Raw genomic sequence first — 13,469 nt, 5'->3', positions numbered from 1 at the left:
CGGAATTCCCGATGCCGCGCGACCCTCGCGGCCGCCCGCTCGGCCGCAGCACGACCTGGGGAGACCATGCACCTGAGTGAGAGTGCCCGTGTGGTGTTCGACGTACTGGCCGGGGCGGGCACGGCCACCCGCCCCCAGCTGGCGGCCGGTGCGGGCCTTTCCAAGCCGACCGTCTCCACCGCCGTCGCCGAACTCGAGGCCGTGGAGCTCGCCGCCCACTCCGGGCGGGCCTCCGGCGGCACCGGCCGCAGCGCCGCGGTCTACCGGCTGGGCCCGGCCGCCGGCGCCGTGCTCGCGGTCGACCTCGGACCTGCCAAGACGCGGGTGCGCGGGTGCGCCCTGGACGGCACGCTGCTCGCCGAGGGCACCGGATCCCGCCCGGAGGCCGCCGACACCGTCCGCAAGGTCCTCGACGCGCTGCCCGTCGGCGCCCCGCTGCGGGCCGTCGTCGTCGCAGTCGGTGACGTCACCACCCGGGACGGAGAGGGCGCCGGGGAACGGCCCGCGACCGCCAAGGCAGGCCCGGTCTTCGACGCCATGGCGGTGGCGCTGCCCGAGGGCGTCCCCGTCCACCTGGAGAACAACGTCAACTGCGCCGCCCTCGCCGAACTGCACGAAGGCGCCGCCGTCGGCCGCGACACCTTCGGCTATCTGCGCATCGGCGTCGGCATCGGTCTCGCCGTCGTCATCGGCGGCCGGGTACTGCGCGGCGCGAACGGCGCCGCTGGTGAGGTGGCCAGACTGCCCTACCCCTGGGACGACCTGAGCGCCCCCCGTCACGAGGGCCTGGAGCAGCGCATGGGCTCGCGCACCCTGCTCCGCCGTGCCGCCGAGACCTGGCAGGACACCGACGGACCCCGCCCGCGCACCGCGGAGCGGCTCCTCGCCCTCGCCGGGCAGGGGCACGCCACGGCCCGCGCCGTCCTCGACTCGCACGCCGCCGACGTGGGCAGGCTCGCCGCAGCCGTCGCCGCCGTCATGGACCCCGGACTGATCGTGCTGGGCGGCGGCACCGGCGCGGATCCGCAGCTCCTGCCCGGTGTACGGGCCGAGCTGGCCCGGCTGAGCTGGCCCACCGAGGTGGTCAGCAGCGTGGTGGGGGACACCGGCACGGTCGCGGGCGCCAGCAGGCTCGCGGTCGCCCATGGAATCCAAACCGTGACCGGAGCTGTGCGGGCGAAGCATTGACGGCTGCGTCGTCGGTCTGCCAATGTCCGGACAAGCGCTTTCTGAGTCGGCCGGGACGCCGACTCCGGGTAAGCCTCCCGCCCGTACGCGAAGTACGGCAGCCGCACGAGGGCGTGCTTGTGCGACGTCGGCCGTCATGGCCGGGGACCCCACCCGTCAGCGAGACGCGGCCGGGCGAGGCCGTGCCCCCGGAAAGCGAAATTTCCTGCAAAATGCACCCGTGCCGCCTCGGCTGGCGCCGTGCTTCTTCCGCTACGACGAAAAGGGATTGAAGATGACCAGTCTGGGTGTGCGGCGCTCGCGCCGACTCGGCCGCGGTGGCATACGCCGCGTTGTTCCCCTCGCTGCCGTGGCGACGGCGGGCGCCCTCCTCCTCTCCGCCTGCGGCGGGTCGGATTCCGGCTCCGGCGGGACCTCCAAGTCGCTGACGTTCTGGATCTCCACGGTTCCGGGGCAGGACGCGGGCTGGAAGAAGATGGTGGCGCAGTACAAGAAGGAAACCGGCGTCAAGGTCAAGCTCGTCAACATCCCCTACGACGGCTACGACGCGAAGCTGCGCAATGCCGCGCAGGCGAACTCCCTGCCCGACGTGGCGTCGGTGCCGAAGCTGGACCCGATCTGGGCGAACAAGCTGATCGACCTCGGCTCCATCGCCAACAAGAAGAGCAACAAGATCAACAAGAACTTCGTCGCCAAGGACTCGTCCGGGAAGGTGCTGTCCATCCCCTCGGACATCACCGCGTCCGGCATGTTCATCAACAAGTCGCTCTTCGAGAAGGCCGGCGTCGACTACCCGACCTCGCCCGACAAGACCTGGACCTGGACCGAGTTCATCAAGGCGGCGAACAAGGTCCGGGAGAAGACCGACGCCAAGTACTCCCTGACCTTCGACCCGTCGCCGTCCCGGCTCCGCGCCATGGTGTACGAGATGGGCGGCAAGTACGTCCACGCCGACGACTCCGGCAAGTTCTCGGTGGACGCGGCGACCAAGAAGGCCGTGAACACCTTCGTCGGATGGAACGACGACAAGACCATGCCGAAGTCGGTGTGGACCAGCGAGGCCGACCCGTCGGCCATGTTCCAGAGCGGTGACGTCGTCGCCTACTGGTCCGGCGTGTGGCAGGTCGCCGCCTACGCGGAGAGCATCACGAAGTTCGAGTGGGCGAGCGTCCCGACTCCCGCCGAGCCGGTGCAGGCCAGCGACGTCAACAGCGGCGGCATGACGGTGGGCTTCAACAACAACGGCGACGCGGCCGCCGCGGCGGAGAAGTTCCTGTCCTGGCTGTACGAGCCGGCCCACTACCAGGCGCTGTGCGAGGCGTCCGGGTTCCTGCCCGTCGAGACCGGCCTGAACCCGAAGTACCCCTTCAAGTCCGAGGCGGCGCAGGCGGCGTTCAAGCTGTACAACGAGTCGATCCCGCTGTACGACCCGATCTCCGGCTACTTCAACACCGCGCAGACGGGCTGGGCGCTGAAGGGCAAGAGCATCACCGAGGACCCGACGCCGACGGAGCTCGGCAAGGCGATCAACGGCCAGCAGTCGGCCGACAAGGCCCTGGAGAACATCGTGGCCGGCTACAACCAGCAGGTCGGCGGCGCATCGTAGACCACAGGGCCGGGCGGCGGGGTCCAGACCCGCCGCCCGGCCCTGGGCGCCCACGTGATGCCGGGCTCATGGCCTGAGCCCACAGCAATCCATTCCACCAGCACGGAGTCAGGAAGATGACAAAACGCGCCTCGGCCTTGTCCGCGAGCCCGCCCAGGAGACGCAGTAAGTACACCGTCGCGCCGCTCGTCCTCATCGCGGGCAATGCCGTGCTCTTCGCGCTGTTCTTCGTCTGGCCGGCGGTGATCGGGCTCGTCTACTCCTTCACGAACTACACGGGCATCGGGGCGTTCCAGTTCGTCGGACTGGACAACTACAGCAACCTGTTCGGGGACTCCACCTTCTTCGACGCGCTGACCCGGACGCTGCTGTACACCGTGCTCTTCGTTCCGCTGAACTTCGTGTTGTCGCTGCTCATCGCCAATGTGCTGGTGAGCAAGCACGCCAAGGGCGTGTCGGTCGCCCGCGTCTTCTTCTTCATCCCGTGGCTTCTGTCGCCCATCGTCGTGGGTGTCCTGTGGCGGTGGCTGTTCGGTGAGAACTTCGGACTGGTCAACCACGTCATCGAGAAGCTCGGCGGAAGTGCCGTTCCGTGGCAGTCGAACGCGGACCTGTCGCTGATCGTGGTGGTGGTGGCGGCATCCTGGGCCTGGACGGGCTTCTCCATGCTGCTGTTCATCGCGGCGATCAAGAACGTACCGGTGTCGTACTACGAGGCGGCCGCGCTCGACGGCGCCGGTCCGTGGCGCCAGTTCATCAGCATCACACTGCCGAGCATCGCGCCCACGTCCTTCATCGTCATCCTGCTCAACACGATCCACGGGATGAAGGAGTACCCGCTGTTCGCCTCCCTCAACAACGGCGGACCCGGAACGTCGAACAACCTGCTTGTGCAGTACATCTACCAGACCGGCTTCAAGTCGGGCCAGATCGGCTACGCGAGCGCCGCGTCGTTCGTGCTCATGCTCATCCTGATGGCCGTCGCGGTCATCCAGCTGATGGTCAACCGGCGGGTGGAGAACCGATGACAACCACAGACATGCCAAGCAAGGTCGACGCCGGGCCCGGACGGGCTGTTCCCAAGAAGCGGCCCGGGGCTGCCAGCGGCGGGCTTCGGCGCGCGGTGCCCGCGACGACACTGCTGTGGGTCCTGGCGGCCATCTACGGGTTTCCGGTGCTGTGGTTCGTCCTCAGCTCGTTCAAGCCGGCGGGAGACCTGTTCTCCTCGCTGTCGCTGTTTCCGGACGACCCAACCCTGTCGGGCTACAAGGCAGCGTGGGACGGCGCCAACTTCTCCCAGTACTTCATCAACACGGCCATCGTGTGTGTGATCGCGACGATCCTCACGGTGGGGGTCAGCTGCTGCACGGGGTACGCGCTGGCCAAGTACGACAACACGTGGCTCAAGGTCTTCTTCGTCGGCATCCTGGCCACCACGATGCTGCCGGGCGAGGTCATGCTCGCCCCGCAGTTCCTGGTGGTCCGCGACCTGGGCCTGTACAACTCGCTCACCGGCATCATCGTCCCGGCCTTGCTCACCGCGACCGGATGCTTCATGTTCCGCCAGTTCTTCCTGACGGTCCCCGACGAGCTCATCGAGGCCGCCCGCATCGACGGGGCGCGTGAACTGTCGATCTTCCTGCGGATCATGGTGCCGATCTCCCGGCCCATCATGCTGACCCTCGCCATCCTGTCGTTCCAGTGGCGATGGAACGACTACATCTTCCCGCTGCTGATGCTCAACGACCCCAACAAGTTCACCGTGCAGATCGGCATCCAGAGCCTCGTCGGCGCGCAGAACATCAACTGGTCGGTGGTGCTCGGCGGCTCGGTCATCACCATGATTCCGCTGATCGTCGTCTTCCTGGTGTTCCAGCGCTACGTCATGAACGCCGACATCAACGCCGGACTGAAGGACTGATCTTGCCCACCCCGCTCGACCACGAGTTCGTCCGCGCGGTGGCCCGCGCCGCCGACCGGTCGGTCGCCCCCCTGGCGGCCGGCCCCGACGAGGAACCCGCCGGTCTGCACCACCGCGCTCTGGCGCGCCGGGTGAAGACCCTCGTCGCGGTGTACCGGTCACCGGACTCGGCACTGCACGGCAGCGGACAGGCCGTCGCCGCGGCGATGACCCACCTCCGCGCCCTGCGGGCCGCGCAGACACCCACCGGCCTCTTCGCCGGCGGCGACAACGTGCAGTCACCGCCGGACTCCGGGTTCACCGTCAACGACGTGTGCGACGCGCACCTCCTCGCCGCGGGCGCGGGGCCGGAACTGCACGACGTGACGGCGGCGCTCGCCGAGATCGCCGGCGCCGCCGCCCACAGCCTCCTGACCGGTGGGGTGCACACCCCGAACCACCGCTGGGAGCTGTCCGCGGCGCTGGCCCGGCTGCACCGTTCGTTCCCCGACGACCGGCTGCTCGCCCGCATCGAGGAGTGGCTCTCCGAAGGCGTCGACATCGACGCGGAGGGCCTGTACTCGGAACGGAGCGCCAACTACGCGGCCCATGTGTCCAACCCTTCGCTGCTGCTGCTGGCCGACGTACTCGGCCGCACCGACCTGCGGGACGCCGTCGAACACAATCTCGCCACCACCCTGGACCTCATCAGGCCGGACGGATCGGTCGAGACCGTCCTCTCACGACGGCAGGACCAGCAGCACCCGTTCCCGCTGGCGCCCTACCTGCCGCACTACCGGCTGCTCGCGATCCGCACCGGCCGGGGCGACTTCGCCCGGGCGGCGCGGCTGGCCGCCGGCGGCGGCATCGACGACCCCGACCTGCTCGCCGAGACTCTCCTCACCCCGGACCTGTGCCGCGTCCTGCCTGCATCGGCCGCGGAGACCCTTCCACGCGACCGGTACATCTCCACCGCGCGCCTCGCCGCACGCGCCTCGGCCACCGCGCACACGGTGGTGTACGGCGGCTCGGACGTGCCCGAGCACCGGCGCATCCGCTCGGGCCTCGCCTGCAATCCCACCTTCCTGCGCCTGTTCGCCGGTGACGCGGTCCTCGACGCGGTCCGTCTCTCACGGGGCTTCTTCGACCTGGGCCCGTTCCGTGCCGCCGGCATGGAACAGCTCGCCGACGACCGGTACCGGCTCACCGAAACCCTCACGGCGTCCTACTATCAGCCGCTGCCGAAGGACGAGAGGCGGGACGACGGCGTCTACCGGCTGGTGGACGACGGACGCTTCTCGGCCTCGATGGCCTTCCCGGACCGGCCCCGGGACGAGGTCTCCCACACGACCCGCGTCGAGGTGGACCTGAGGGACGACGGTGCCGACCTGCGGATCGACATCAGCGGACCGCGGGTGCCCTGGGCCCTCGAACTGACCTTCCGGCCGGGTGGAGTGCCGGAGGGAGCCGTACCGGTCGGCGACGGGCGCTGGTGCCTGACGACCGGGCCGATGACCTACCGGGCCGGTGACGACGAGATCCGGATCGAGGCCGACGTCGAGGCGGGCGAACCGCTGGCCGGGCCGGACCGGAGCGACGTACTGCGGTACGACCCCGGGCAGGACTACACCGTGGTGGGCGGCACCGACGCGACGACCGGGAACCGTGTCTACATCGGTGGACTCGGCCCGCACACCCTGACCGTCGCACTGCGCGCCCGCCGGCCCGGCCCGGGCATCACAGGGGCAGACCGACCAGACCCCACCCGCGCCGTTCGGTCTCGGTGACCACCACGCCCCACTCCCGCAGCAGCACAGAGAACTCGTCGAAGTTCTCGATCCACCGCCCGGGGCACGCTGCATGGGTGCCGTACGGCTCGCGCAGGCCCTCCAGCAGGGGTTCGGCGCGTGCCCAGCGCCCGGCCAGTGCGGACACGGTCGCGGGCGGGCAGGCGAGCAGCAGCCGGGGGTGCCAGGGGTCGGTGTTCGCGGGGAACAGCCCCGGGACCGAGGTGTCCTCGGTGTCCCAGATCAGGTCCCGCAGGAACGCGTCCAGGTGCTCACGCGTTTCCGGGGCGGCATGCTCCCGTACGTCCTCCCACGCCTGCCCCGCCCAGAAGTGGGGCTTGTAGGAGCCGGGGGTGCTGTGAAACTCGTACCGGCCGCACCAGGGGACGTTCGGCGCGGCGGGCCACACCCAGCCGCGCCGCGGCTCCGCGTACAGGTCGAGCTCGTCCTCGGGCAGCGCGGCATCCTCGAGCAGCGCGTACCGCTCCTCGAACGGCGTCCGCTCGAGGCGTTCCCAGTCGACCGCCAGCACCGTGATGTCCAAGCCCATGGTCACGCCTCCACGCGCGGCAGCGCCGACTCCGGCACCACCAGGTCGGCCCGTCCCCGGGTCGCGGCGACCAGCTCGGCGTTGGGCTGATCCGAGCGCGACACCCACGCCACCGCCTCCTCGTGGGACTTTCCGAACCGCTCGTGCCGGGCGACGAGCCGGCGGACGCGCTCCCGCTCGGGGAATTCGCAGAACCACACCTCGTCGAGCCGGTGCCGGACCCGGGCCCAGGCGCCGGTGTCCAGGAGCAGGTAGTTGCCCTCGGTGACGACCAGCCGGGCCGACGGCGGCACCGGGATCGCCCCCGCGAGCGGCTGTTCCACGACGCGTTCGAAGCCGGGCGCGTACACGACGTCCTCGTGTCTCTCCTCGCGCAGCCGCCCCAGCAGCGCCGCGTACCCGGCCGCGTCGAACGTGTCGGGCGCGCCCTTGCGGTCCCTGCGGCCGAGCCGCTCAAGTTCCGCGTCGGCGAGGTGGAAGCCGTCCATGGGGACGTGCGCGACCCAGGGTTCGCCGGAGCCGTTCAGTTCCCGGACCAGATGCTCGGCGAGTGTCGACTTGCCCGCGCCGGGGCTGCCGGCGATGCCGAGGATCGCGCGCCGGCCGTCCCGGGGCAGGGCGCGGGCGCGTTGGACGAGGTCGTCGAAGGTGAGCGGCACACCGGAGAGTGTGTCACCCCGTGCCAGGGCCGTCCGGGGCGCTTATGTGGCGTGCGCCACTCACTGGACGTCTCCGGGCGGGGAACCGTTCTTGTATGACGCAGCTCGGTCTACCCGAAGACATCCACGCCTGCCTCTTCGATCTCGACGGTGTCGTCACCAAGACGGCCGTCGTGCACGCGGCCGCCTGGAAGGAGATGTTCGACGCCTTCCTGCGCGAGCGCGACGGCGAGGGCTTCCGGCCGTTCGACGCGGCGTCCGACTACGACGAGTACGTCGACGGACGGCCACGCGCCGACGGCGTGCGTACGTTCCTCGCCTCCCGGGGCATCGACCTGCCCGACGGAGACCCTGACGACCCACCGGGCGCGCGGACCGTGCACGGGCTCGGCAACCGCAAGAACGAGCTGGTCCTGGCGAAGATCCGCACCGACGGAGTCGAGGCCTACGACGGCACCCTGCGCTATCTGGAGGCCGTCCGCGCCCACGGCCTGAGCACCGCCGTCGTTTCGTCCAGCGCCAACTGCCGGGACGTGCTGCGGGCGATCGGCGCCGAGCACTTCTTCGACGTACGGATCGACGGTGTGGTCGCCGCCGAGCGCGAGCTGCCCGGCAAGCCCCGCCCCGACACGTTCCTGGCCGCCGCCGAGGACCTGGGCATCGAACCGGCCGCGGCCGCCGTCTTCGAGGACGCCCTGGCCGGCATGGACGCGGGCCGGGCGGGCCGCTTCGGGTACGTCGTCGGCGTCGACCGCGGCGGACAGACCGACGCGCTCTACAAGCACGGCGCCGACGTGGTGGTGAAGGACCTCGACGAGCTGGGAGGCCGGGAGTGATCGAGCAGCGGGCGTACGCCGTCGAGCCGTGGACCGTGCGCGAGACGGAACTCAACCTCGACGTCCTGGCACAGAGCGAGTCCGTGTTCGCCCTGTCCAACGGCCACATCGGCTGGCGCGGCAACCTCGACGAGGGCGAACCGCACGGCCTGCCCGGCTCCTATCTCAACGGCGTCCACGAACTGCACCCGCTGCCCTACGCCGAGGCCGGCTACGGCTACCCGGAATCCGGCCAGACGTCCATCAACGTCACCAACGGCAAGGTGTTGCGCCTCCTGGTCGACGACGAGCCGTTCGACCTGCGCTACGGACGGCTCGTCACTCATGAGCGGACCCTGGACCTCAGGCGGGGCGTGCTGGAACGGGTCTGCGAGTGGACCTCCCCGGCCGGCTCCACCGTCCGTGTGCGCTCCACGCGGCTGGTGTCCCTGACCCAGCGGGCGATCGCCGCCGTGGCGTACGAGGTGGAGCCCGTCGACAGCCGTACCCGCGTCGTCGTCCAGTCGGAGCTGGTCACCAACGAGAGCCTGCCCGAGCCGGACGGCGACCCGCGCGCCGCCAAGGCCCTGAAGTCGCCGCTCCAACCGGAGGAGGACCTCGCCTCGGGCAGCCGGCTGCGCCTGGTCCACCGCACCCGGCGCAGCGGCCTCAGGGTCGCCGTGGCCGCCGATCACGTCGTCACCGGCCCCGAACGGACCACGACAAGCAGCGAGAGCAACGTGGACGTGGCCCGGTTGACCGTCACCTCCGTGCTGGAGCCGGGGGAGCGGCTGCGCGTGGAGAAGCTGGTCGCGCACGGCTGGTCCGGCGTCCGCTCCCGGCCCGCGATGAGCGACCAGGTCGAGGCGGCGCTGGCGGCGGCCGCGCAGAGCGGCTGGCGGGGGCTGCTGGAGGACCAGCGGTCCTACCTCGACGACTTCTGGGGCCGTGCCGACGTCGAGATCGACGGCGACGAGGAGATCCAGCAGGCCGTCCGCTTCGCGCTCTTCCATGTCTTGCAGGCCGGCGCCCGCGCCGAACAGCGCGCCATACCCGCCAAGGGGCTCACCGGCTCCGGCTACGACGGCCACGCCTTCTGGGACACCGAGGCGTTCGTCCTGCCCCTGCTGACCTACACCGCCCCACAGGCCGCCGCCGAGGAACTGCGCTGGCGCCTCGACACCCTGCCGGCCGCCCGGGAGCGCGCGGCCCAACTCGGCCTCAGCGGCGCCGCTTTCCCCTGGCGCACCATCGAGGGTTCGGAAGGCTCCGCCTACTGGCCGGCCGGCACGGCCGCCTTCCATGTGGGCGCCGACATCGCGGACGCCGTCGTGCGTTACGTGGCGGTCACCGGCGACGAGAGGTTCGAACGCGAGGTCGGCGTGGAGCTGCTGGTGGAGACCGCCCGGCTGTGGCGCTCTCTCGGCCACCACGACGACCGGGGGGCCTTCCACATCGACGGCGTCACCGGACCGGACGAGTACAGCGCGATCGCCGACGACAACACGTACACCAACCTCATGGCCCGGGCGAACCTGCTGGCCGCCGCCGACGCCTGCAAACGCCACCCCGACGAGGCGGCCCGGCTCGGCGCCGACGAGGAGGAGAGCGCCGCCTGGCGGGACGCCGCAGAGGCCATGCACGTCCCCTACAACGAGGAACTCGGTGTGCACGAACAGCACGCCGGCTTCACCCGCTTCCAGCGCTGGGACTTCGCGCGCACGGGCCCGGACCAGTACCCGCTGATGCTCCACTTCCCCTACTTCGACCTGTACCGCAAGCAGGTGATCAAGCAGGCGGACCTGGTGCTGGCGATGTACATGTGTGGCAGCTATTTCGAGGAGTCCTTCGACGGCGACGCCGAGGAGCAGATCGCCCGCAACTTCGCCTACTACGAGCCGCTGACCGTGCGGGACTCCTCCCTGTCGGCGTGCGTCCAGGCCGTCATGGCCGCCCGGGCGGGCCATCTGGACCTGGCCTACGCCTACACGGCCGAGGCCGCGCTGATGGACCTGGGGGACCTGGAGCACAACACCCGCGACGGACTGCACATCGCCTCGCTGGCCGGTACCTGGATGGCGCTGGTCGCCGGGTTCGGCGGCATGCGGTGCGCCGACGGGACCCTTCGGTTCGCGCCGCGGCTGCCCGAGCGGTTCAGCCGGCTGGCCTTCACGGTGGGGTTCCTCGGCCGGTGCCTGCGCGTGGAGCTGGCCGCCGACCGCGCCACCTACACCCTGAGCTCCGGCCCGCCCTTGACGCTCCATCACCACGGCACCGAGCTGACGGTGAGTGAGGACGCCCCGGTGACCCGGACCGTGCCTCCGCTGACACCACGTCCGGCCCCGAGCCAGCCGCCGCACCGGGCCCCCAACACCCGCTGACGCTCACTTCGCGTCAGGCACTTGGCCGTATTCCGCCCTGCGTTCCTCTACCCCGCGGGTTAGTTTGTCCATGTTTGTCAAGTTTTAGGACAATAGGACAAGGGGCGGAACATGACCGACGGCTCGAACGCCATCCTGGTTCGCAGGCGAAGACGCGAACAGACGGCCGGGCCGGGCTCGCCCCGCGGAGCCCGGGGGAACCGGGCCCTGGCCCTGGTGGCGGCCCTCTTCACGCTGGCTCAACTCGCCCTGGTCCGGCCCGTGCTGGGTCTCGGCTGGGACGAGATCGTCTACGTCAGCCAGGTTACCCCCGACACCCCCGCGGCCTTCTTCAGCGCCCCGCGCTCCCGGGGTGTCTCGCTGCTCGTGGCGCCCGTGGCGTCCTGGTCGACGTCGGTCCCGCTGCTGCGCGTCTACCTCGCCCTGCTGTCCGGCCTCGGCCTCTACCTGGCCCTGCGCACCTGGCGGGGCATGTTCCCGACCCGTGTCCTGGTCGTCGGCGGCGCCCTCTTCGCCTCCTTGTGGGTGACCCTCTTCTACGGTCCGCAGGCCATGCCCAACTACTGGGTCGCGATCGGCGCCCTGATCTGCGCGGGCTGCTTCCTGCGCGCCCGGCATGAACATTCCGCCCGGGCGGCCCTGTGGGGGGTCGCCGCCGGCGCCGCGCTCATGGCGTGGATGCGGCCCACCGACGCGGTCTACGTGACCGTGCCGCTGCTCGTCCTCGCACTGGCGCGCCGCCACCGGCGCCTGCTCCTCGCCCTCCTCGCGGGCCTCGCCGCGGGCGCCGTCCCATGGGTGATCGAGGCCTACGTCGGCCACGGCGGCCTGGGGGAGCGCCTGTCGGAGGCCTCGCGCATCCAGGGCGGCCTGGGCTGGTACTTCGCGGTCGACGACCAGCTGCGCAGCCTCGGCGGCCGGGCCCTGTGCCGGCCGTGCACCGGGTCGATGCCCAACCCCCTGGTCCTCATCTGGTGGTTCGTCCTGCCCGTACTGGCCGGCCTCGGACTGCTCGTCGCGGCCCGGGCACGGCGCCTGGGGCGGACCCTCGTCCCGCTGGCCTGCGCCGCCACGGCCGCTCTGCCGTACCTCTTCATGATCGGCTACGCGGCGCCCCGCTTCCTCACACCCGCCTACGCCCTGCTCGCGATCCCGGTCGCCGACGCCCTGTGGCACCTGGTCAGGACCCCGCGCGGGACATGGCGGCCGGTGGCCGCCACGCTGGTCGCGCTCGGGCTGGCCGGACACCTGGCGGCGCAGCTCGCCGTCCTGAACGGCGCCGTGTCCCGCAACACCGAGAACCGCCGCGACTGGGACCGCACCGCCGACGCCCTGCACCGCCTCGGCGTCCGCCCGCCCTGCCTGCTCACCGGCCACGAGGCCATCCCGATCGGCTACTACACGGGCTGCTCCTCGGGCGCGACCTCCGGCAACAACGAGAACACCACCGCGGGCGCCATCCTGCGCACCGCGGACCGTCTTCCGGTCGCCCACATCGCACCGGCCGACGGCACCCCGCCCCGCTATGCCCGCACCTGGCCCGTCCACCGGATCTCGGACCTGGACGTCCGTGTCGCACCGCGGCCGTGGCGGGACGGCCCCTGACGGACCGCCGAGCACCCGCCGGATCCGTGGTGCGGCAGGACGCGGCGGCGGCCGCCGATGTTACGAGCCCGCCTATCGGGAAACGCGGAACGGGCACCTGAGACCGACGAGTCGCCGCAGCGCGCGACAGGGAGGCAGAAGTGATGGGCACGGAACCGATGCGCCCCGAACCGATGGCGGACGACGCGTACCAGCCCACCGGGACCAACGAGGAGCAGGCGGACGCCGCACCGCTGGATCTGCAGGACGCCGTCGACGAACGGACCTACGACGACACCCTCGACGAGGGCTACTCCCCGCCGGAGAAGCCGCTCGGCGTGACCAAGAGCGGCACCACCGCCGCCGAGCAGCACGAGGGCGAGACCCTCGACGAGCGGCTGTCCCAGGAGGTCCCCGACGTGTCGGCCGGACCGGCCCGGGACGACGTGGGCGACAGCCCCGACAGCGACGGCGAACCGGTGGACCCGGAGGCGGGCACCGCCCGAGCCGGCCGCCTGGTCGCCCCGGACGAGGGCGCCCACGCCGACACCACGAAGGAGACCGTCGCGACCGACGTCGGCATCGACGGCGGAGCGGCCGGCGCTGAGGAGGCCGCCGTGCACGTGGTGGAGGACGACAGCACCCTGCCCGGGGACGACGACAGGGCGTGAACCACCCGCGGCCGGGAGCTTCGCCCCCTCGGCGTCCGCCGAGGGGGCTGTCGGCTACGGCAGCAGCTTCTCGAGCGCGGCGGGCCCCTCGGCCGCCAGTTTGCGCCTGGCCCATTCGAGGTTGTGCGGGGTGAGGTCCTTGCCCGAGGCGAGGACAAGGTCCTCCGGCGACACGTCGGTGCCGGTGCGGGCGTGGAGCAGGCGGTCCGGGGTGGCGCGGTCCTCGGGCGGCCGGGACGCGTGGGGCTGTGACGTCGACATGTTCTCTGCTCCTAGGGTCCGGATCGCTGGTGCGGCCCCGGTGCTGAAAAACGGGTCCGTTATCACC

General features: G+C 71.2%; 12 protein-coding genes. 9 read left to right on the top strand and 3 right to left on the bottom strand.

Annotation, left to right across the window (positions count from 1 at the left end; all coding sequences use genetic code 11):
* The first annotated feature begins 66 nt into the window (after positions 1 to 66).
* The 5 genes from ACFT32_RS01765 (at position 67) to ACFT32_RS01745 (ending at position 6,481) form a co-directional block, all read left to right on the top strand.
* A complete protein-coding gene (locus ACFT32_RS01765; RefSeq protein ID WP_382484598.1) occupies positions 67 to 1,188 on the top strand; it encodes an ROK family protein in 1,122 nt (373 codons plus the stop codon).
* Between the two features lie 274 nt (positions 1,189 to 1,462).
* Complete coding sequence (locus ACFT32_RS01760) at positions 1,463 to 2,794, top strand: extracellular solute-binding protein (protein WP_382484596.1); 1,332 nt, start codon at positions 1,463 to 1,465, stop codon at positions 2,792 to 2,794.
* A 116-nt stretch (positions 2,795 to 2,910) separates the two neighbouring features.
* On the top strand, positions 2,911 to 3,822 hold the full coding sequence (locus ACFT32_RS01755) for a carbohydrate ABC transporter permease (protein WP_382484594.1): 912 nt from the start codon (positions 2,911 to 2,913) through the stop codon (positions 3,820 to 3,822).
* Positions 3,819 to 4,715: a carbohydrate ABC transporter permease gene (locus tag ACFT32_RS01750; RefSeq protein ID WP_382484592.1), complete on the top strand. Its 897-nt coding sequence runs from the start codon at positions 3,819 to 3,821 to the stop codon at positions 4,713 to 4,715. The genes ACFT32_RS01755 and ACFT32_RS01750 overlap by 4 nt, the downstream gene beginning before the upstream one ends.
* 2 nt (positions 4,716 to 4,717) lie before the next feature.
* On the top strand, positions 4,718 to 6,481 hold the full coding sequence (locus ACFT32_RS01745) for a hypothetical protein (RefSeq protein ID WP_382484591.1): 1,764 nt from the start codon (positions 4,718 to 4,720) through the stop codon (positions 6,479 to 6,481).
* Here ACFT32_RS01745 and ACFT32_RS01740 read toward each other — a convergent pair.
* Together ACFT32_RS01740 and ACFT32_RS01735 are read right to left on the bottom strand one after the other, a co-directional pair.
* Positions 6,432 to 7,031: a hypothetical protein gene (locus ACFT32_RS01740; RefSeq protein WP_382484589.1), complete on the bottom strand. Its 600-nt coding sequence runs from the start codon at positions 7,029 to 7,031 to the stop codon at positions 6,432 to 6,434. The two genes, ACFT32_RS01745 and ACFT32_RS01740, sit on opposite strands and share 50 nt — an antisense overlap.
* Before the next feature lie 2 nt (positions 7,032 to 7,033).
* Positions 7,034 to 7,690, bottom strand: coding sequence for a nucleoside/nucleotide kinase family protein (locus ACFT32_RS01735; RefSeq protein ID WP_382484587.1), 657 nt, complete (start codon positions 7,688 to 7,690; stop codon positions 7,034 to 7,036).
* A gap of 95 nt (positions 7,691 to 7,785) precedes the next feature.
* Here ACFT32_RS01735 and ACFT32_RS01730 point away from each other — a divergent pair, with 95 nt between their 5' ends.
* The 4 genes from ACFT32_RS01730 (at position 7,786) to ACFT32_RS01715 (ending at position 13,141) form a co-directional block, all read left to right on the top strand.
* Positions 7,786 to 8,526, top strand: coding sequence for an HAD family hydrolase (locus ACFT32_RS01730; protein WP_382484585.1), 741 nt, complete (start codon positions 7,786 to 7,788; stop codon positions 8,524 to 8,526).
* Positions 8,523 to 10,886 carry a glycoside hydrolase family 65 protein gene (locus ACFT32_RS01725; RefSeq protein WP_382484583.1) on the top strand — a complete coding sequence of 788 codons (2,364 nt, stop codon included), beginning with the start codon at positions 8,523 to 8,525 and terminating at the stop codon, positions 10,884 to 10,886. The genes ACFT32_RS01730 and ACFT32_RS01725 overlap by 4 nt, the downstream gene beginning before the upstream one ends.
* A 111-nt stretch (positions 10,887 to 10,997) precedes the next feature.
* The gene (locus ACFT32_RS01720; protein ID WP_382484581.1) at positions 10,998 to 12,491 is read left to right on the top strand and encodes a hypothetical protein; all 1,494 of its coding nucleotides are present in this window, start codon (positions 10,998 to 11,000) and stop codon (positions 12,489 to 12,491) included.
* A gap of 158 nt (positions 12,492 to 12,649) precedes the next feature.
* Complete coding sequence (locus ACFT32_RS01715) at positions 12,650 to 13,141, top strand: DUF5709 domain-containing protein (RefSeq protein ID WP_382487004.1); 492 nt, start codon at positions 12,650 to 12,652, stop codon at positions 13,139 to 13,141.
* 54 nt (positions 13,142 to 13,195) lie between these two features.
* On the opposite strand, the gene ACFT32_RS01710 is transcribed toward ACFT32_RS01715, so the two are convergent.
* Positions 13,196 to 13,402, bottom strand: a complete 207-nt coding sequence (locus ACFT32_RS01710) for a hypothetical protein (RefSeq protein WP_189727596.1) — start codon at positions 13,400 to 13,402, stop codon at positions 13,196 to 13,198.
* Positions 13,403 to 13,469 lie beyond the last annotated feature (67 nt).

Source organism: Streptomyces sp. NPDC057002 (assembly GCF_042673825.1).
Classification (GTDB): Bacteria; Actinomycetota; Actinomycetes; order Streptomycetales; family Streptomycetaceae; genus Streptomyces.
Note: the sequence above shows the minus strand (reverse complement) of the source record. Positions and strands in the feature narration are given on the sequence as shown.